Source organism: Empedobacter sp. GD03739, from assembly GCF_029843245.1.
Classification (GTDB): Bacteria; Bacteroidota; Bacteroidia; order Flavobacteriales; family Weeksellaceae; genus Empedobacter; species Empedobacter falsenii_B.
Window position 1 is genome coordinate 26,088 of record NZ_JAOCHX010000011.1, and the last position, 20,536, is coordinate 46,623.

Annotated in this window: 22 protein-coding genes; 4 read left to right on the plus strand and 18 right to left on the minus strand. The window is 29.5% G+C overall.

The window, feature by feature from the left end:
• Nucleotides 1-2: 2 nt before the first annotated feature.
• Genes pyrH through N5E64_RS05300 form a run of 6 tightly spaced genes read right to left on the minus strand, consistent with a single transcriptional unit; the run spans nucleotide 3 to nucleotide 5,012 of the window.
• Nucleotides 3-713 carry a UMP kinase gene (gene pyrH / locus N5E64_RS05275; RefSeq protein ID WP_115000992.1) on the minus strand — a complete coding sequence of 237 codons (711 nt, stop codon included), beginning with the start codon at nucleotides 711-713 and terminating at the stop codon, nucleotides 3-5.
• A gap of 50 nt (nucleotides 714-763) precedes the next feature.
• Nucleotides 764-1,531 (minus strand): TatD family hydrolase, encoded by a 768-nt coding sequence (locus N5E64_RS05280; RefSeq protein ID WP_280036149.1) that lies wholly within the window; start codon nucleotides 1,529-1,531, stop codon nucleotides 764-766.
• Nucleotides 1,521-2,510, minus strand: a complete 990-nt coding sequence (locus tag N5E64_RS05285) for a GSCFA domain-containing protein (protein WP_280036150.1) — start codon at nucleotides 2,508-2,510, stop codon at nucleotides 1,521-1,523. The genes N5E64_RS05280 and N5E64_RS05285 overlap by 11 nt, the downstream gene beginning before the upstream one ends.
• 3 nt (nucleotides 2,511-2,513) lie before the next feature.
• Nucleotides 2,514-3,485: a polyprenyl synthetase family protein gene (locus tag N5E64_RS05290; RefSeq protein WP_280036151.1), complete on the minus strand. Its 972-nt coding sequence runs from the start codon at nucleotides 3,483-3,485 to the stop codon at nucleotides 2,514-2,516.
• 39 nt (nucleotides 3,486-3,524) lie between these two features.
• On the minus strand, nucleotides 3,525-4,022 hold the full coding sequence (locus N5E64_RS05295; RefSeq protein WP_280036153.1) for a hypothetical protein: 498 nt from the start codon (nucleotides 4,020-4,022) through the stop codon (nucleotides 3,525-3,527).
• A complete protein-coding gene (locus N5E64_RS05300) occupies nucleotides 4,023-5,012 on the minus strand; it encodes an LLM class flavin-dependent oxidoreductase (protein WP_280036155.1) in 990 nt (329 codons plus the stop codon).
• Nucleotides 5,013-5,374: 362 nt separating this feature from the next.
• Between N5E64_RS05300 and N5E64_RS05305 the strand changes: the two genes are divergently transcribed.
• Complete coding sequence (locus N5E64_RS05305; protein WP_280036157.1) at nucleotides 5,375-7,087, plus strand: tetratricopeptide repeat protein; 1,713 nt, start codon at nucleotides 5,375-5,377, stop codon at nucleotides 7,085-7,087.
• Between the two features lie 54 nt (nucleotides 7,088-7,141).
• On the opposite strand, the gene tyrS is transcribed toward N5E64_RS05305, so the two are convergent.
• On the minus strand, nucleotides 7,142-8,344 hold the full coding sequence (tyrS, locus tag N5E64_RS05310; protein WP_280036159.1) for a tyrosine--tRNA ligase: 1,203 nt from the start codon (nucleotides 8,342-8,344) through the stop codon (nucleotides 7,142-7,144).
• Nucleotides 8,345-8,645: 301 nt separating this feature from the next.
• Between tyrS and ybaK the strand changes: the two genes are divergently transcribed.
• Nucleotides 8,646-9,137 (plus strand): Cys-tRNA(Pro) deacylase, encoded by a 492-nt coding sequence (gene ybaK / locus N5E64_RS05315; protein WP_125349287.1) that lies wholly within the window; start codon nucleotides 8,646-8,648, stop codon nucleotides 9,135-9,137.
• A gap of 1 nt (nucleotide 9,138) precedes the next feature.
• Here ybaK and N5E64_RS05320 read toward each other — a convergent pair whose 3' ends face one another.
• Complete coding sequence (locus tag N5E64_RS05320) at nucleotides 9,139-10,260, minus strand: redoxin domain-containing protein (RefSeq protein WP_038331384.1); 1,122 nt, start codon at nucleotides 10,258-10,260, stop codon at nucleotides 9,139-9,141.
• 180 nt (nucleotides 10,261-10,440) lie between these two features.
• Between N5E64_RS05320 and N5E64_RS05325 the strand changes: the two genes are divergently transcribed.
• Complete coding sequence (locus N5E64_RS05325; RefSeq protein WP_125349286.1) at nucleotides 10,441-11,211, plus strand: hypothetical protein; 771 nt, start codon at nucleotides 10,441-10,443, stop codon at nucleotides 11,209-11,211.
• A 291-nt stretch (nucleotides 11,212-11,502) separates the two neighbouring features.
• Here N5E64_RS05325 and N5E64_RS05330 read toward each other — a convergent pair whose 3' ends face one another.
• From N5E64_RS05330 to N5E64_RS05360, 7 genes are all read right to left on the minus strand, one after another.
• Nucleotides 11,503-11,841: a cysteine-rich CWC family protein gene (locus tag N5E64_RS05330; RefSeq protein ID WP_038331257.1), complete on the minus strand. Its 339-nt coding sequence runs from the start codon at nucleotides 11,839-11,841 to the stop codon at nucleotides 11,503-11,505.
• 274 nt (nucleotides 11,842-12,115) lie between these two features.
• The gene (brnQ, locus tag N5E64_RS05335) at nucleotides 12,116-13,405 is read right to left on the minus strand and encodes a branched-chain amino acid transport system II carrier protein (protein ID WP_038331255.1); all 1,290 of its coding nucleotides are present in this window, start codon (nucleotides 13,403-13,405) and stop codon (nucleotides 12,116-12,118) included.
• A 325-nt stretch (nucleotides 13,406-13,730) separates the two neighbouring features.
• The gene (locus N5E64_RS05340) at nucleotides 13,731-14,240 is read right to left on the minus strand and encodes a hypothetical protein (protein ID WP_280036163.1); all 510 of its coding nucleotides are present in this window, start codon (nucleotides 14,238-14,240) and stop codon (nucleotides 13,731-13,733) included.
• 70 nt (nucleotides 14,241-14,310) lie between these two features.
• Complete coding sequence (creD, locus tag N5E64_RS05345) at nucleotides 14,311-15,714, minus strand: cell envelope integrity protein CreD (protein ID WP_280036165.1); 1,404 nt, start codon at nucleotides 15,712-15,714, stop codon at nucleotides 14,311-14,313.
• 65 nt (nucleotides 15,715-15,779) lie between these two features.
• Nucleotides 15,780-16,079, minus strand: coding sequence for a transcriptional regulator (locus tag N5E64_RS05350; protein WP_280036166.1), 300 nt, complete (start codon nucleotides 16,077-16,079; stop codon nucleotides 15,780-15,782).
• Between the two features lie 9 nt (nucleotides 16,080-16,088).
• The gene (locus tag N5E64_RS05355) at nucleotides 16,089-16,721 is read right to left on the minus strand and encodes a hypothetical protein (protein WP_280036168.1); all 633 of its coding nucleotides are present in this window, start codon (nucleotides 16,719-16,721) and stop codon (nucleotides 16,089-16,091) included.
• 120 nt (nucleotides 16,722-16,841) lie between these two features.
• Complete coding sequence (locus N5E64_RS05360; RefSeq protein ID WP_038331245.1) at nucleotides 16,842-17,561, minus strand: 3-ketoacyl-ACP reductase; 720 nt, start codon at nucleotides 17,559-17,561, stop codon at nucleotides 16,842-16,844.
• Between the two features lie 146 nt (nucleotides 17,562-17,707).
• Between N5E64_RS05360 and N5E64_RS05365 the strand changes: the two genes are divergently transcribed.
• Nucleotides 17,708-17,977 (plus strand): DUF1294 domain-containing protein, encoded by a 270-nt coding sequence (locus tag N5E64_RS05365; protein ID WP_125349280.1) that lies wholly within the window; start codon nucleotides 17,708-17,710, stop codon nucleotides 17,975-17,977.
• Nucleotides 17,978-17,982: 5 nt separating this feature from the next.
• Here N5E64_RS05365 and arfB read toward each other — a convergent pair whose 3' ends face one another.
• Genes arfB through N5E64_RS05380 form a run of 3 tightly spaced genes read right to left on the minus strand, consistent with a single transcriptional unit; the run spans nucleotide 17,983 to nucleotide 20,511 of the window.
• The gene (gene arfB, locus N5E64_RS05370; protein WP_221856281.1) at nucleotides 17,983-18,375 is read right to left on the minus strand and encodes an alternative ribosome rescue aminoacyl-tRNA hydrolase ArfB; all 393 of its coding nucleotides are present in this window, start codon (nucleotides 18,373-18,375) and stop codon (nucleotides 17,983-17,985) included.
• Nucleotides 18,375-19,556, minus strand: coding sequence for an MFS transporter (locus N5E64_RS05375; RefSeq protein WP_125349278.1), 1,182 nt, complete (start codon nucleotides 19,554-19,556; stop codon nucleotides 18,375-18,377). Before N5E64_RS05375 ends, arfB begins: the two co-directional genes overlap by 1 nt.
• A 1-nt stretch (nucleotide 19,557) precedes the next feature.
• Entirely contained in the window at nucleotides 19,558-20,511 is a 954-nt protein-coding gene (locus N5E64_RS05380; protein ID WP_125349277.1) for an aldo/keto reductase, read from the minus strand.
• Between the last annotated feature and the right edge of the window lie 25 nt (nucleotides 20,512-20,536).

Below are 20,536 nucleotides of genomic sequence, written 5' to 3' on the forward strand. Positions count from 1 at the left end.
ATTTATTTATTTGTTACTAGAGTACCTACGTTATCTCCTAAAATTAATTTTTTCAAGTTACCATCAGTATTCATATCAAATACAATAATAGGTAAATTATTTTCTTCACTCAAAGTAAAAGCAGTCATATCCATTACTTTTAAGTTTTTATCGTAAACTTCTTGATAAGAAATTGTTTCGAATTTCTCTGCTGTTGGATCTTTTTCTGGATCTGCAGTATAAATTCCATCAACACGAGTTCCTTTCAAAATAACATCAGCTTGCGTTTCAATTGCTCTCAAAACGGCTGCTGTATCTGTTGTAAAATATGGATTTCCTGTTCCTGCACCAAAAATTACGACACGACCTTTTTCTAGATGACGCGTAGCTCTTCTTTTGATAAATGGTTCTGCGATTTGCTCCATACGAATAGCCGTTTGTAAACGCGTATTAACGCCAGCATCTTCCAAAGCTCCTTGTAATGCCATACTGTTAATCACAGTTGCTAACATTCCCATATAATCTCCTTGTACACGATCCATACCAGAAGCAACACCTTGTACACCTCTAAAAATATTACCACCTCCGATTACGATTGCCACTTCGCAACCAAGTTCTGCAACTTCTCTAATTTGTTGCGCATATTGTTTCAGCATATTTGGATCAATACCATATTGTAAATCTCCCATTAATGCTTCACCACTCAATTTAAGTAATATTCTTTTGTATTTCATCTTGTCAAAGGTTTTCTTTTGCAAATATAATTTTTCTATTCTGATTTATCCTAACGTTCGAAAATGTCAAACGCATTTTTTGTTGTAATTGCTGCAATTTCAGCTGGTGTTAGATGGTAAATATCGACCAACTTATCGCAAACATGTGTCAAATAACTACTTTCATTTCGTTTTCCACGAAACGGAACTGGAGCTAAATAAGGTGAATCTGTTTCGAGAACGATATGTTTGATATCAAAATCACCTAAAAATTGATCTATTTTACCATTTTTGAAGGTTACAACTCCACCAATTCCTAATTTCAGATTGAAATCAATTGCGCGTTGTGCATCTTCTTTTGTTCCAGAAAAGCAATGAAAAATTCCGAATAATTTTTCATCTTTCACTTCTTCTAATACTTCAAAAACTTCGTTGAAAGCATCACGGCAATGAATCACAATTGGTAAATTCTTTTCTTTTGCCCATTCAATTTGCGTTTTGAAAGCATCTTGTTGCGTTTGTAAAAATTCTTTTTCCCAATACAAATCGATTCCAATTTCGCCAATCGCCTTAAATGGACGTTTATCAATCCATTCGCGCACATGTGCCAACTCCTCCTTTATTGTATCTGGATGAACCGAACACGGATGCAAACCCATCATCGCAAACATCGAATCTTGATGTTGACTTTCTAATGCCAACATTCTATCCGTGTAACTTCTATCAATTGCTGGTAAATAAAATCGCTCTACTCCATTTTGCTTTGCTCGCGCAATTACTTCATCTATATCATTCTCAAATTGCTCCGAATATAGATGTGTATGTGTATCAATTAACATGTTTTATTTTTGATTTCAAAAGTTCTTTTTCAGCAGAAAAATCAAGTTGATTTCCTTTTTCTAGTTCATTCATCAATGCAATCGTTTTTATTAAAAATTGTTGATGATTTTCTGATTCTTCATTAAAAGGACGGTGATTAATTGCTGAAATAACTTTGTTTATTTTTTGAATAATTGTTTGCGTTGATTGCTCGAAATACGTTTCTGAAAACTTTTCCCAAATGTAATCAACGGCTTGTTTCGATGGATGAATCAAATCTTCTTTGAAAAAACGATAATCTCTCAAATCATCCAAAACTAATTCATATGACGGGAAATATTCAACTTGATTATTTTGAAGACTTAATTGATATAAAGCATCCAACAATCTAGCTTTACTTACATTATTTTCGATCATTCCATCTTTTGTATGACGAACAGGACTAACTGTTGTAATGATGCGAATAGTTGGATTAATTTTCTTCAAATCTGAAACAATCAATTCCAACGATTTTAGATTATCTTCTGTTGTTAATAATCTTTTTTCAAATTGTTTTGCCTCAACTTTATGACAATTCGCGACAATTTGATTTGAAGTTTTCCATTCATAAATCCACGATGTTCCCAATGTAATCATCAACACATCACAAGAATGAATGTAATCATGAACCTGATTGATTGTTGAATTTAATTCCTCTAAAACAGCTTCTTTCGTCAACGCATTAAACGACGAATGTACATCGAAACAGAAAAATTCTTCTCCGTTTTGATGTACATCAGTTATTGTAAAATATTTTTTATGAATGCTTCTTTCTATTAAATTTTGAATGGAATGTGAATTAAAAATCACTCCAAATGGATTAATTAATCCGTCAAACTTTAAATCGGTCAAACGCTTTCCAATTTCATCTGAAAAACAAGAACCTATCGTCAATATTTTGTGTTGATGATTGAGTTTAAAATCAGAAGATTGAATTTGAAAAGACGTTCGAAATTGCATTTTTTATCCTTGTCGATCAATTAAAACTTCGCTTAATTCTCTCAAATAAGATTTACGTTCTTCTGGAACATCAATTTGATCCAAATAGCTGTGCGCTTTATTTGTATATTCTCTAATTAATGTAGAAAGTTTACGGTTAACATTCAGTTTTCTGAATAATTTTTCTACCGCATATACTTTATCGATATTATCTGTATTTGAACTATACCAATATAATAATTCCTCTTTTTCTTCTTCATTTGCCGCTTCTAAAGCAGAAATGTAAAGAATCGTTTTCTTATTCTCGAAAATATCTCCAGCATGTTTTTTACCTAAATGTTCAAGGCTACCAAAAACATCCAAATAATCATCTTTCAATTGATACGCGATTCCTAAATTCAAACCATATTGGTACAATTTATCCGAATCCTCTTCCGAAGCGTTTCCAATCATTGCACCTAATTTCAAAGCACAACCAAGTAAAACACTCGTTTTTAAAGAAATCATATTGATGTAATCATCGTACGAAACATTCAATTTTGTTTCATAATTCACGTCCAATTGTTGTCCTTCACAGACTTCTAAAGCAGTTTTAGAAAATAATTTTGTCGAACTTTTAAATAATTCTGGTTCTAAATCTTCTAAATATTGATACGCTTTTACCAACATTGCATCACCAGAAAGAATCGCTGTATTTAATCCAAATTTTTCGTGAACTGTTGGTTTACTTCTTCTTAATGAAGCATTATCCATAATATCATCGTGCATCAACGAAAAATTATGAAAAAACTCAATCGCTAACGAAGGTTTCAATGCTTTTTCAACTTCACCATCAAACAAATCAGTTCCCAATAAAGTCAAAATTGGACGAATTCTTTTACCACCAATATTCAAAATGTAATCCATCGGTTCGTATAATTCTTCTGGATTTTTAGAAAATGGATTTTTATCAATTGTTTCGGCAATTAATTCGTGAAATTTATCAAATGAGTACATAGTTTGATTTTTGTAAAAATTAAGTTTTGGCAAATATAACTAAGAATGATTGATTTTGGGTTGTTTTCTTTTATTTTTGATTGAACCTAAAAATTCGATTCCGACAATCAAATACAAAAGAATTTGACCAATAATCGCAGCAATAAAATAAGGATGACCTTTTTGTAAAACAATCTCAGCACTTTGCAACGAAGGAATTGTCCAAAAATAAGTAGAAACAATTACTAAAAGCAACGCATTAAGCCTAAAAATCCAAATTTTATTCATTTTATATGTTCCGAAATGGATAAAAAAAGCGCCCAAAAAAGTATAAGCCAACACCTCAAAAAATTCATTCAGCACAAATTGTTCTCTAAATAAGCCAAAAATATCTTTGTGACTTACAAACAAAAATTCTTCAGGAACAAGATAACTCCAATGGTTTGCAATAAAAAATAAAACAAGATTTAGCATCAAAACAATCGTCAATTGATCTTTGAATTGATCAACAAACATTGAATAATACTTGAACTTTGAGATTGATTTCTTTGATTTCATTTAACGAAATAATTCACTTACAATTTGATACGATTTTCGTTTTGCTTTTTGATCAAAAACATTCGTCGAAACCATAATTTCATCAATTTTAGATTCAAAAATAAATTCATCTAAACTCTGCGCCAGAGCACCTTTACTTCCAATAAAAGACAAAGCTGTCATTCCTTTTAGCATATATTTTTGCTCAGGCGAAGCTAATTCTAACTGTGTTTTTTCGGGTGGAACAATTGGTTGGCGTTTATCGGTAATAATATTCAAAAATCCTTGGTACATCGACATCGATAAATAATGCGCTTCTTCGTCTGTATTCGCCGCAATTACATTGACACAAGCTATCGTATAAGGTTCTTGCAAAAATTCTGAAGGTTGAAATTGAGAACGATAAATCTCTACCGCATTATAAAATTGTTGTGGCGCAAAATGCCCCGCAAATGTATAAGGCAAACCTAATTTAGCCGCCAAAAAAGCAGAATCTGTACTTGATCCCAAAATATAAATCGGCACATTTGCACCTTCTCCAGGAATCGCACGCACTTTACTTTCTTTATTATCTAAACTAAAATAGTTTTGTAGATTTTTGATTTCAGCTTCAAAATCGTAATTCATAAAATTATCTCCTCTACGCAAAATAGAAGCTGTTAATTGATCAGTTCCTGGTGCACGACCTAAACCTAAATCGATACGATTTGGATAAAGCGCATCCAAAGTCCCAAATTGTTCTGCAACTGATAAAGCAGTATGATTAGGTAGCATTATTCCTCCCGAACCAACTTTAATTCTTGAAGTTCCATTTGCTACATAGCCTATTAATAAAGAAGTTGCCGCGCTCGCTACATTCTGCATATTATGATGTTCAGATAACCAATAACGGCTATACCCTATTTCGTCTACAAATTTTGCGTTATCTAACGTGTTTTTGAACGTTTGATTTAATGTATCTCCTTCTCTTACATAAGCCAAATCCAACACTGAGTAGTTTATTTTTCTCATCCGTTCTTTTCTAATTAAAATATTAAACTAAATTACAAAGAAAAAAATTCAAAAAAAATTCCCCCATAACATACATTATGGAGGAGATAATTTTGTAATTGGATTTATAAATAGGTTTAAGTAGTTGAAGAGTCTAAAATTTTTAATTAATAGTTTGATGATAGATTAGTAATCTTTCGAGATACTTAATTCAAAAATAGATAATTAAAAAAATAAATACTCAATTTAGAGGGGGACAACTGGGGGGACATTTCATATTTATCTAAATATCAATATTTTGAAAATAAAGTGAAACATAAAAATAATTCAATTTTTTGTTAAGATTTACAATTTTTTCGGTCTATATTTGAAAAAATAATATATTGAAAGTTTCTATTTTTTTTACGCTCCTACTCTTTCCTTTTTTATTTTTATCATCATTTAGTTCTATTAGTAAAAATGATGAACGTATTCTTATTGAAAAAATCATCGAACAGAATAAAAATGTGACAGATACTATTCAATTGCAAAATAATTTCAAGAAATTAGATATCTCATCAACTTCTTTTTTATCAAAAAGTCTAAAATCAATTTATCAAGTTTATTTAGCTAATCTTTATGCACAAACCAACGATAAATTAAACAAAAAAAGTAATTCGTTATTTGAGTCTGCATTAAAAGTTTCAAAAAATGTTAACTCACCAGAATTACAAATTTGGGTGAACACACAATATGGGTATTACTATTATAATTTTAGCCAATATCAAAATGCTTATCCATATTTTATGGAAGCATCAAAACTTCTCGACTTAACAAAAGATGAGGATATTTTTTCTAAAAGTGATGTTTACAAAAAGAATGCATTTTACTTTATGAATGTAAAAGAATTTGATAAAAGTGAAAAATATCTTTTGTTAGCTTTAAAATATACCAACAAAAAGGACCACGAATATGGAACAATTCTGAATGCGATTGGTCATGTTTTTATGAATAAAAATAATATTAATATAGCAAATAATTACTTCGAATTAACAAAAGAATATGCAATTCAAAATAAGGACGAAATTCGATATGCAAAAGCTTTAGGTGATATTGCCTCTATAAATATTCTCAACAAACAGTACAATTTAGCGATTGATAATTTGAAAAAAGATATTAAAATTTCTAAAAAATTAAAAAACGCTCGAAATTTAATGTACGCTAATATTCAATTGGGAAAATTGTACTTGCAATTAAATCGAATTGATGATGCTAAAATAATTTTGAATGAAGCAAAAGAATATGCTTCTCAGAAAATTTATTTGAACAGTTTTGAATATGACATTTATAAAATCTTATTAGAAATTGCTGTAAAAAACAATAACACCAATGAGGAGTTAATTAGTCGAAGAAAACTAGATGAATTGGAGTTAGAGTTACAAAAAACTGATGGTCAAAATGTGATTAATGAAATTAATTGGAAAATTCAACAAGATAATTTCAACTTTAAATTTGAAGCAGAAAAAGCAGAACAAGAGAAAACAACCATCCTAAAAAATGCATTATTTCTTATTTCTTTTCTATTAATCATCATCATTTTATTTGTAATAATTTCTTATCGTCGAAAAATAAAAATACAAAATTCTACATACGATAATAAAATATTATCTATTCAAAATGAAAAACTTAAGTCTGAAAATAAATTAAATAAAACCGCTCAAACTTTAGAATCTTATAAAACTTATTTGTCTGAAAAGAATAAACAAATAGTTACATTAAAAAATGAAATCAATTCTATTTCCAATTCAAGTACCATAAACAAAGAAAAACAATATAATGAATTAGTTAATCTCTTAGATTCGCATTTAATGACAGACGAAAGTTGGGGAAATTTCAAAAATATTTTTGCTCATGAACAAAACGATTTTGTAAAATATCTTTCTCAAAATTTTCCATCTTTAACCGAATCTAATTTGAGAACTATTTATTTGTTAAAATTAGGCTTGAACAATTTAGAAATTTCGCAAATCTTAGGAATTTCGGCTGATTCAGTCAAAAAAGCGAAACAACGCTTAAAAAAGAAATATAAAAATTTTGATCAAATTTTTCAAGATTAAGAAAATAGGAGATAAAAAAGATGATTTACTAAATAGTAAATCATCTTTTCACTATTACTTCAACTCGAAGAAATCTCGTTTTCCTATTTTAATTTTAGTTTCGGTTTTTAATTCAAAATCATCAAAAGCATCCATTTTTTTTTCTCCATTAATTTGTACAGCGCCGCTTTCTATCAAACGTCTAATCGCATTTCTCGACAAATCTTTCTTTAATTGATGACAAACATCTAACAATGTAATTTTATCATTTTCAAAATTGAATGAATCAATTTCAATTATTTCAAAAACTCGATTATCATCATTTCTTTTCTGAAATTGATTATTAAAAAATTCTTCTGCTTGCTCAGCTTCTTTTTCAGAATGATATTGTGTAATAATATTTTTTGCAACTAATTTCTTAATTAACATTGGATTATCTGTTTTTAATCGCTCATTCAAATTCATTTTTTCTTCAATAGAAAAATCCGTTGCTAACGCAATATATTCTTCTAATAAATCATCTGGAATAGACATTGTTTTCCCAAACATTTCATTTGGTTCATCCGTCAAACCAATAATATTATTCAACGATTTACTCATCTTTTCTTTTCCATCGGTTCCTCTCAAAAGTGGCATACACATTACAATCTGAGCAGCTTCTCCATTGGTTTCTTGCAATTGTCGTCCCATTGTACAATTAAATAATTGATCCGTTCCTCCCATTTCGATATCAGCACTTATCTGAACAGAATCGTATGCTTGTAAAATCGGGTAAACCAACTCATGCATTGCAATCGGCGTATTTTCGGTGAAGCGTTTATTAAAATCATTTCGATGCATCAGTTGTGCAACCGTAACTTTTGACAACAACTGAATAATATCCGAAAAAGGTAAATGATCTAACCAGTCTGAATTAAACACAATTTCAGCCTTATTCACATCAATAATTTTTGACAATTGATTAATGTAGGTTTCCGCATTGTTCTGAACTTGTTCTGCATTCAGCGGTTGACGACTTTTATTTTTTCCTGTTGGATCTCCAATCTGAGCTGTAAAACTCCCAACCAAAATAACTATTTGATGTCCCAAATCTTGAAATTCTTTCAATTTCTTCAATACAACGGCGTGACCAAGATGTAAATCTGGTGCGGTAGGATCAAAACCTAATTTGATTCGTAATGGTCGATTTTCTTTTTCAGCTAATTTTAATTTTTCTTCCAATCCATTTTCTGGTAAAAAAATAGCTACATTTTCCTTTAAACTTTTTAAATTTTCCATGATTTTTTTTAAATAAAAAAAGCCCGAGCAAAACTGCTCGGGCTTGTAGATTATGATTAAATTTTTGACGTACAAAATTAATACGAAGTATACACATAGTCTACCCGAGCAAATATTGTACGATAATAAGTGCTAAAAAACGGTAAACGTAATATGTGTTGCAAAAACTTCATTTATAATGCAAAGGTAAGAATAGTTTTGAGAATAGAAATTTTCGTTCAAAAAATTATCTTAGACAATAATTCTATAGAAAAACCTTTATAAAAGTTTTTCGTAATAACTTTGTGTAAATTATTATAGAATGAGCAATAAAACTGCTAAAACAAATGTAGTACGAATTTTAGACACACACAATATTTCGTACGAATTGCGCGAATATGAAGTTGATGAAGAACATATTGATGCTTTGCATGTTGCAAATTCATTGAACGTAAATCCGGAAGGAATTTATAAAACTTTGGTTTTGAAAGGAAATATAGAACCATTTTTAGTTGCCGTAATTCCTGCAAACACACATCTTGATATGAAAAAATTTGCGAAAATTTCTGGTAATAAAAACTGCGAAATGCTTCCTTTGAAAGATTTGCTGAATGTTACAGGTTATATTCGTGGTGGTTGCTCACCTATCGGAATGAAAAAGCAATTTCCTACTTACATAGAAGAACTGGCTGTTTTGCAAGATCAGATTTGTATTAGTGCAGGAAAAAGAGGTTTACAAATTATTCTAAACCCCGAAGATTTAAGAAATTTGATTGAGGCTAAATTTGAAGATATTACACAATTTGATTCATAATTTATTTACTATTCAGAATGATTTTTTCTAAAATAGTTGGAAATTTTGCTTCATCTTCAAACGTCAAATCTGGATTTGCATACACAATAATTCCATTTTTATCAATCACATAAGTTGCTCTATTATTGTAACCTAAACGATTATAAGAATTATACATCAACGAAATTGCATAATTCTCATCATTCAAATACGTAATATTATTTGTTCGCAAAGCTGATTTCCATAATTCTAACAACGGATTTGTAGAACTAGAAACTGCGTAATTTTTTACATTTTGTAACAATGGATTATGATCGATTAATTGAATTTGAGCAGCACAAGTCATTGCTGCTTTCGTATCAATTGACGTAAAATCAGGCAAAATTTGTCCACTAAACGCCGCAGGATAAAACGTTAAAACTTTAAAAGTCGATTTATCATTCAAAAATTTATCTGTCGAATTAGTCTTATAATTCGGTCCATTCAAAATAAAATCTGGTGCTTTATCACCAACCTTCAAGGTTTTATTTTCTGTGATATTTACTTCTATGTTATCGATTTTAGACGTTCTTTTAATCAATCTTTCCAAAGGTTTCAGATGTTCGCCTTGCGCACGATAATCATTATCTCGCATCAAAATTTTATTGTTTTGATCCACTAGAAAAAGAATCGAACTTTCTACTAAAACATTGTTAGAATTTGACGTTGGAATTATACTCGAAATTGAATTTTGCTTAAAAGGTTTCAACCCTATTGCATTGTAAATTTTTCCAACTTCATCATAAATTACCTTCGTTCCATCCAACTTATTTTGATTAGTCGTTTCATTAAAAGCAAACGTTTGCTGCGGTTCTTTACTCCATTTATTATCTTCATTTACAATATAAATCACATCAATTTTTGGTGGATTTTGAGACGAAAATGCCAAATTCTTCACAAAATAATAATTCAGCGAAGTTGTCATCATGCTCGCATACGGATTCGTTTTGTATAAACTTGGCGTAAATACAATAATTTTAAAGTTTGAAGATTGATTGATATTTTCAATTTTATTAATCGGAAACTGAGCGCCAACATTCAAATTTTGAGCTTTTGTAAAACAAAAACCACATATAATTAGTACTATCGAATAGATTCGTAACATAAAACGTTTATTTTAAATAAACTAATAAAAACTACCACAAGATAACTAAAATTCTACTTTCTCAAAAAAACTATTCATTAAATTCTCATTAGAATTGACGATTAACTTTTGAAATTATCAAGTTTTTTTTGCAGTAAATCAGTTACCTTTGTGTTGATTTTTAATTTAAAATTTACACAAATGGAATTCAATGTTAGCAATGCTTTGAAACAATTAAATAATGATTATTCAGAAGATAAGGCGTCAGAAATTATCGAAAATCTATTGTATAATTCAACTGATTTTTCTGATGAAGACCATGAAATAATCGATCAATTGGGTGATAAATTTCTACGAATTGCTGCACAAATTTTTGTGGAAGATTTGGCGTATGATTTCAATACTTTGGTGAATTATTGGGAAGCTTTTATTGGACAATTAACAGAAGAACAATCTCAAAGCTTATTGAATTTCGCTATTGAACAAACGGATACAGAATTTGTAGAAGATTTTATTATTGGATACCGAAAATTTTATTCAAATCCCAAAGAAAGTATTACATTTTTCAATAAACTGAATGAAGACGAATTTTACGAAATTAAATTCTTTAAAGCACGTTGTTATGAGGTTTTAGGTGAAAATGAAAAAGCTGTGGAAGCTTATAATAGTTACTTAAATTCTGCACATTTCAAAAAAGAAGAAAATACTGAACAAGCTGCTGTAAACGAGTTCTATATTAGTCATAGTATTGCGCCTTTATTGGTGAGTTTAAAAAAATATGATGAAGCCAAAACTTACTTTGATCGTGTTTTAGGTAATATCGATTTCGAAGATTATTTAGCTAATTTTGAAGGTTCTAATCAACAAGAAATCAAAAGTTTCTTAGACGATTATGTCACAACTTTGGAAGAAACTGGAGATAAAACAACTGCTGAAAAAATTTCAAAAAAAATAATGCAATATTTTTCTTAGAATTACAACATTCGGAAATATAGTATTGATTTTTTAGCAAATATTCATAAATAGGTAAATTTAATATTTTCTTAACATTAATATAAATCCTATCTATTTGAGTATAAAAAAATAAATGTAAATTTATTTATCAAATTAAGAAATCTACCTACCTTTGTACTATAAATAATTTATTCATAGTTGTTAAGGATAATGAAGTTGATTTTCTGAAGAAGAATATCCTTAATCAAATAGAGTTTTTTTATAGTATTTTTAGGTTGGTTAGTGGTTCAATGCAAGTTGAACCATTTTTTATTTCTTATAACCATAAGCACAATGTCTGCAACCATTTTGGCAACATTTTCCTTTCTGATAATGGAAAAATTCTGTAAAAACCCAATACCCGTTTTCGATATAATAATGTATATGAGGAACAAACTCCGAAGGCATTGTTGGATGTGGATATTCTTGATCTAATTCTACAAAATAATTCAGTTTTTCTATACAAGAATTACACAAACATTTGTAATGCGTTTTCTTCAAAAACTCTTTTATTTCATCTTTTATAACAATTGTAGTACAAGCACAATTCGAAATATCATCTACCTTACACTCCATTGTTTCGTTACAACGCGAACAATTTTCGATCATTTTTTTAGATTATTTATTTGATTTTTCAAAATACGAAAAATTCATAAACTTATCTTAAATCATCTGATTGAAATTCTCTATAACCATCATAAATAAATAGTTATAAATTAATTCTATCTAGACATAAAAGAAATCATTTAAGAATAATAGATTTAAAGTCAAAACTTTAAGAAATTTGTAAAAGAATAAAAGATAGACATTATCATTATTCAATTAGTGTTTTTATAGTAGTTTTGATTGGTTAAAATCCTCGGAATAATTTTCCGAGGATTTTTTATTTTCTTAATCTATCAACTAATAAACCTATTACAAAACCGATAATCGAAGGTGCAATCCAACCTAAATCGTATTCGAAAAATGGAATTTTATTCAGATTTTCTATAGTCGATTCATCTAACTTTCCTAATAATTTCAATAATCCTAAAATTGCGATGATTGTAGACGCTATTAATGCAAAAATATAAGGTGTTTTGCTTTTAATTGTTTTTCCAAACAACACTATATAAATAACTAACGTGATTGTAATTGGATATACGAAAGCCAAAGGTGGATATGCAAAATTAATAATTTCGTCTACACCTTTTATTGATAAACCAAACGATATTACTGTACATAAAATCACTAAAGCAGTATAACTTACTTTTCCATTTGTTAAACGTCCAAAAAATGTACCTACCGCAGATGTTAATGCGATTGAAGTTGTAAGACAAGCAAACGCCATACATAACGCAATTGCAATTAACCCATACTGTCCTAATGTATTTCGAGAGATTTCTATTAATAATTCTGCACGAGAAATTTCTGGATTTGTAATTCCAGAAGTAGCACCTAAATAAATCAATCCACCATATACAAATAACAAACAAGTTGTAGACAATAAACCTGATATAATTACAATTTGAGATTTACTTTTTGTATCAATATACCCTTTATCTCGTGCTGCTGAAATAATAATTCCAGCAAAAATAACAGAAGCCAAAACGTCTAATGTTTGATAACCTTCTATAAAACCTTTCGAAAAAGATTGCATCATCGTTAAGTCTGAAGGTAAGAAATCAGCGGTTGGGTATATAATTCCAATGACTATTAATAAGGTCAATAAAATCAATAATACTGGTGTTAAATAATTTCCAATAACGTCTACCACTTTTGAGGGACGAATCGCTAAAATAAGTGTTACTGCAAAAAATAGTAACGATCCCCACATCGGATCCAATGTTGGAAAAAATGGTTTTAATCCCACTTCGAATGTTGTTGCGGCAGTACGAGGAATCGCAATTAACGGTCCGATACAAATCATAATAATTGTACCTAAAATAGCCGCCAAATGTTTGTTCACACGATGCCCTAAATCATTAAAATTATCACCCGAAAAAACAACAGATAAAATACCAGTAAATGGCAATAAAATACCAGTTAACCCAAATGCAATCATCGCGACGAAATAATTTGAGCCCACTTCTAATCCTATCAAAGGAGGTAAAAGAAGGTTTCCTGCACCAAAAAACATCGCAAACAACGCAAATCCAAGTGTTAATACATTGGTTAACTTTTTACTTTTCATATATTTAATAATTCTATCTGTTTTAAAAAACGGTTCGCAAATTACTACAATTGCATTTTCAAGCCTTAAACTTAGTAGAATTATTCGATAATCACACAGCTAATTTATAAATTTGACAGATTTGAATAATAATTTTTATATTTATCAGATTTTAAACTTTATATATTATGAATGTTTTAATCATCGATATCATCAAATCTTAATTGATTTGAAATTTTATCTAAAGTGATAATTCGATTCGTTGGTGTATAACTTTCTCCATTTGGCTGAAAATATTGAATATCTATCTTCATAGTTTCAAAGTAAACATTCATAACAAAAATTTTTAAGCTTTTAATTTTAAAATTTTTGTAATAATATTTATGAGATAAATATTAAACATCATAAAACAGATTGATATTGAAGGATACTCAAAAACAGCGAAAAATAGTATGACCGAACTAAAAAATAGTATTAAAACTACCGCTAAAAAAATCGAAAAATAATTAAGATAATTAAAACCTATCGTTTCTTCATCATCAAAATTAGTGTAGAATATTGCTGCAAAAAAATTGACTATAATTAAAAGAAACAATAAATAACCTAAAAGCGGCAAATAAAAACTTAAATCATAAAATCCTCGAATAATTGTTTCATCTAAAACAAAAGCTACTGAAATACAAAGCCATGTAATGTTGGTCCAAGTAAATATTTGTCCAGAATTAGAGAAAATTTCTCCTAAAAACAACTCCGAAATCTTATCAATTTTCAAATAAAATGACACTGCAAATAGGCAAATCACTAACTCTATAATAAAAATAGAAAAACTGAAAATTGTATCATTATTTTTAACCACAATATCTGTAAAGGAAATTGCCATCAGTACAAGACCGATGAAAAAATCCCAAAAAATAAGTGTGCAAATGTTATTTTGTTTTGTTCCATTCGATGTTTTTTGAATAGTACATTAGGATTGCAACAATAATAAATAATCCTATACTTCCTACTAATAACGCGTGTTCTTTGAGTTGTAAAACACTGTAAATAAATGTGTATAATAAAATTAACATTAATGTAATTTTGAATGTTAATCCAAAGGATTTTAGGAAAGAATTAACGAAAAATGTAATCAATAAAATAGTTGCACCAGATGAAATAAAGTAAGCGATGTCAAATCCTAAATATTCTGACAACGATAACAATAACACAAAATTGACACAGATTGCAAATCCAACTAACGCATATTGTACCAAGTGAATATTAAAATTATTTCGACTTTCGATAAAGAAAAATGCCACAAATGTTAATCCAATGAACAGAATCGCATATTTTGTCGAACGATATGTTTTGTCATAATGATCGTTCATCTGTAAGAAATTAACGCCAAAACTATAATCAGAAAAGTTAGAAGCGTCTTGCCAAATCTGTCCTTGCAAAGGATTTTGTTGATAAATAGACCATTTTACATTGGTTTTTCCATTCTTTGTTTCGGGATCAGAATTAGGTAAAAAATTCCCATCATATTTCAAATCTTTCCAATTTGTAGTCAAATCAACTTTTGTATTAATCGCCGATGGAATGATATTCAACATTTGCGAACCTTTCATCACCAAATTGATTGAAACTTGATTAAAATCGAATGTAGAAGGATCTATTTTTTGAGACATCATTTGCACAGGCATCACTTTTTTAGTGGCACTCGCTTGTTCCTGATATTCTCCATTTTCTACTCTAACTTCTGGTTGAATAGTAATTGTACTAGTCGAATTATCCATATTCAGCGGATAATTTTTGTCGTTAGATTGTACAATTACTTTGTTCTCATATCCTTTAGAATCGGAAATACCAAAAACAATTTTAGTCGAAACTATATTTTCTGCGTTTACTTCCATTTCTGCAAGCATATCCGAATAATTTTTAAATTTCGAATTGATATTTAGCTTAGAATTGTAAACTACTGCTTCATAAATACTACGACTTTTTAACTGCGTATCAATCGTTCCATTGATATTTAAATCATTAGCAGAAATATACTTTTTCACTTGTTGCTTCACAATTTTTCCTTGTCCATCATTTACATTTTCCATGTAAGTAACCTCGATAAAAGGACCATAAATCGTCTGTTTCCCACTCCATTTATCTGAAATTTCGGTAATTACTTTTTCCTTGTTTCCTTGTCGTTCTTCAATTAAATTTAAAATGAACGGAATCGGAATTAAAAGTCCTAAAACTAAAAGGCATACCAAAAATCCTTTTATCATTGTTTTGTTTTGTGAATAAACTGATTCATTTTCAGGTTGATATTCATTTTCTAAATCATTGTTTTCCATAAGTTTGAATTTTATTATTTATTTTAAAAAGTACTTTTTTTTTCAAAGTTTAAATGCAAAAAAAATTATTTTATATTCTTTATTAATTTTTCAAGATAGTTCAAATGCTCCTGAAAAGCTTGTTTTCCAAGTGCTGTTATCGAATAAGTTGTATTCGTTTTTCGACCTATAAATCCTTTGTGTACAGTAATATAATCGTTTTCTTCTAGTTTTTTTAAGTGCGAAGCCAAGTTACCATCAGTCAAATCTAAAAAGTCTTTCAAATCCTTAAAAGAAATTTCTTCATTCATGACCAAAGCACTCATAATTCCCACACGAATACGATTATCAAAGACTTTGTTTAATTTATTAAGATTAAAATCCATGTTGCAAATTTAAGCTTTGTAATCATATTTTCGCACCATCCAAATCCCAAAAATTAGATGTAAAAGCCCGAAACCGATAAACCAAAACAATAAACCATTGAAAATAAAATAGAAAGCCAATAACCCTAAAAAGATTTCGCACATTGCCAAATATTTTATTTCTACAATTGTGTCACGTTCTACCGTATACAAAGCTAAGCCGTAAAACAAAAGCGTTGCTGGAGCTACATAAGCAAAACTAAAATTATTGATAAAAATCAAACTTACTATTCCTCCAACGATTAAAACAAAAAGAAATTTACGCAATATTCGTTTTGTAACTGGATTTATAAATTTAACGCCATCTTTTGTCGATTTTCTGGTCATAAAAAAGAAACCTCCAATACATGCAACCATTAAGGTTATAATTCCTAAAATGAATAATTTAATTTCTAAATTTTTCATTAAAATAGGTGTCAATGTTCCTCTATAATTTACTTGAAGTGCATCTTGTAAAATTAAAACATAAGCGATAAAAGCAGAAATCATTCCCACTACTCCAACCCAAACACCACTCCATCCACTAATACTTGTGAATTTTGATGTGCGTTGCATCATTGATTTGATTTCGTTTAAACTTTCTACAGGATTATTTGTGCTCATATCAAAAGTACTTTGTAATTCAAAGTTAATATAAAAAATGATTCCTCAAAATATTTTTTCAAAAAAAATCCAATTTCTAAATGAAATTGGATTTTATAAATATGATTAATTAATCAATTTTTAAGGATTTGTAGACCACAAAGAAGCTGAAGCCAGCATTGCGCGTTTATCTAATTTTAATAAATCGACAATTAATTGAGCAAAATCTTCAGGCTGAAGCACTTTTTCTGGATTTCCATCTGTGATTTTCAACACATCTTTTGACATCTCAGATGCAATTGTACTTGGAGTTAAAGTCGTAACACGAATGTTTTTCTTTCTCAATTCAAACATTAATGATTCTGATAAACCTATCAATCCCGCTTTTGAAGCTGAATAAGCAGAAGTTACTGCGTTTCCTTTTAATCCTGCTGTTGAAGATACATTGATAATATCACCACTTCCTAACTCTACCATCGAAGGAATTACTGCTTTAGAAACATAATATGGTCCAAATAAATTCGTACGCACAATCTCTTCCCAATCATTTTCTGGCATTTCCAAAAAACTTCCGAAAGCCGCAATACCGGCATTATTAATCAAAATATCAAACGCTCCAAAACTCTCAATTAATCGTTCAAGTTGCATTTTCACTTCAACTTTTTCGACTACATTAAAAATCGAATAATCCGCTTTTACTCCAAAACTTTTGATCTCTTCTACAGTTTCTTCTAATGTCTTTGTATTTCGTCCTGTCACAGCTACATTAACACCTTCTTTAGCCAATGCCAAAGCAACAGCTTTTCCTAAACCTCTACTACCTCCTGTGACTAAAGCATTTTTCCCTTTTAAATCTTGCATAATTATTTTATAATTAAAATTTTACAATTTATTTTTTTGAAGATTTTTTATGATTTTGAAGTACAAAGATAAACAACACAGATTTCTAAAAAAATATTTTTTATCTACTTAATTATAAGTATTTTTACTACTTAATCACACACTGAATGGATAAATATTTATTTTTTACTCTACTCCTTATCAACGTTCTCTCTTTTTTTTTATTTAAAATAGATAAAAAAAACTCAATTATTGGTAAAAGACGTGTATCTGAATTAGCACTTTGTTTTGTGACTTTGATTGGTGGAACAATTGGTTCTCTTATGTCAATGCAGATTTATCGTCATAAAACAAGAAAAAAGTCTTTTATTTTTAAAATAGTAATGATTATAGCAATACAATGTAGTTTATTATTTTTTTTAGTTGATCGAATTTAATTGTTCTAAAATTTAAATCTACGACCGTCTTTTTTCTCAGCTTGTTGTTTCTTTTGATTCAGTCTTTTTTGTTGAGAAGCTTTAGTAGGTTTAGTCTTTTTTCTAAACTTTGGAATAATCAATGCTTTTTCAACTAATTCTAACATTTTCTTTGTTGCAGATTCTTTATTGTCCAATTGAGAGCGAGATTCTTGCGAATTGATTTGTAAAAATCCTTCTGAATTAATCTTATTTTTTAGCTTTTCTGTGATTAATGCTTTTTCTTCATCAGAAAAAAATTGGGAATCTTCAACGTTCCATTTTGCTAAAACCATCGTTTCAACCTTGTTTACATTTTGCCCTCCTGCACCGCTACTTCTCGCTGTTTTATATGTTATTTCAGAAGAAAAATCTTTCATCACTTATTATTTTTATTGAATAAAATATGAGAAATCAAACAGATTAAAGTAAAAAAAACGCCAACAGCAACCACTCCATTCCATTGAAATTTATCCCACGCATTTGCTGCAATAAATGTTCCTAAAGATCCACCGATAAAATAGCTTGTCATGTAAACCGTATTCACTCGATTTCCTGCTTTGGCATCTAATCCAAAAATAATGGTTTGATTAGAAACATGCATTGCTTGTAAACCTAAATCGATCAAAATTACACCAACAATTAATCCCCAATATGTATAACCAAATTCATAGAAAAATCCCCAAGAAATTAGCATAGTAATGATGGAATAAAAGATAATTTTTGATGTTGACAGAACTTTTGAAACTCTACCAACTAATGCAGCAGCTAATGCTCCTACTGCTCCAATTAATCCAAAAGCACCAGCAACATCGCTTCCGACAAAAAATGGTGCTTCTTCTAAGTGAAAAACCAATGTTGTCCAAAATGCACTAAATGCTGCAAAACCTGTAGCTCCTCGAAAAGAAGCTAATCTTAATTGCGGTTGATTTTTTACTAAATCGACAATCGATTTCATCAAATTACCATAAGTTCCTTTGAAATTTGGTTGTATTTCTGGTAAAAATATATAGATAAAAATCCATAGAACAAACATTAAAATTGCGCCTATCATATAAACTTCTCGCCATCCTAAATATTCACCAATAAAGCCACTAAAAACGCGAGAAAGTAGAATACCAACAAGCAAACCACTCATAACCATTCCGACAGCTTGCGCTTTTTTTTGAGGTTCAGCTAATTCAGCCGCCATTGGCACAAAAACTTGCGGAATAACTGAGGTGAAACCGATTAGAAAACTTAATGGAAAAAGCCAACTTACAGATGGTGCAAAATACATTCCCAAAAGAGCTACTATTATAAAAACAAAATCGATTAAGATCATTCGTTTTCGTTTCAGTAAATCTCCTAAAGGAATAATAAACAACAATCCACAAGCGTATCCAATTTGTGTTAACATTGCAATATTAGAAACTTTACTTTCGGAAACATTAAAATCTTTAGCGATTAATGACAATAATGGCTGATTGTAATAATTATTTGCCACAACCAAACCGCTCCCAATAATCATTATCCATAAAATGATTGGAGTTAATTTGGGTTTCATTTGTAAATTTTCCATTCTAATATTCACTTGCTTCAGTCAAAAGTTTAACATCATCATGAGATAATTGCACATTTACAGCTTCTACAAAAGCATCAAGATGTTGTTCCTTAGTTGCACTCGCAATGGGAGCTACAACAGTTTTCTGATCCATTAACCAAGCCAATGCAACTGCCGAATAAGAAATATTATATCGTGTAGAAATAGTTTGTAAAGCGTCCAAAATTTTGAATCCTCTTTCATTCAAATACTTTTTGATTCCATTACCGCGCAAACTTTGTTGTAAATCTTCTTCAGTTTTATATTTACCTGATAAAAAACCACTCGCTAAACTGTAATAAGGGATAACAGCTAAATTATATTTCTCTGCAACAGGTTGCAAAAATTCTTCAAAATGCTGACGATCATATAAATTATATTCAGGTTGCAAGGTTTTGTATTGCGGTAAATTATAAAGTTCTGATTTATCCAACGATTCAGTCAATCGCTCCGAAGAAAAATTAGAAGCTCCTATAAATCTCACTTTTCCTTCTTTTATCAATTGATTATAAGCGGATAAAGTTTCTTCTACAGGTGTATTTACATCATCATAATGAGTTTGATATAAGTCAATATAATCTGTTTGTAAACGGATAAGTGATTCTTCTACTTCTTTTAAGATATGAACTTTTGTAGTATTTGGCTTATCTTGAATCATATTTCGTCCACCAACTTTCGTTGCCAAAACGATTTGATCTCTGATTCCTCTCGATTTTAACCAGTTTCCGATAATTCGTTCAGATTCTGTTCCAACATTACCTTCCACCCAATACGAATAGTTATTTGCAGTGTCTACCGCATTAAATCCTCTGTCCAAAAATCCATCTAAAATTCGAAAAGATTCTTCTTCATTCAATGTCCAACCAAAAACATTTCCTCCGAAAAAAATTGGTTTTATTTCTAAATCTGTATTTCCTAATTGTACATTTTTCATGGGGATAAAGATAAAAAAAAGCTAC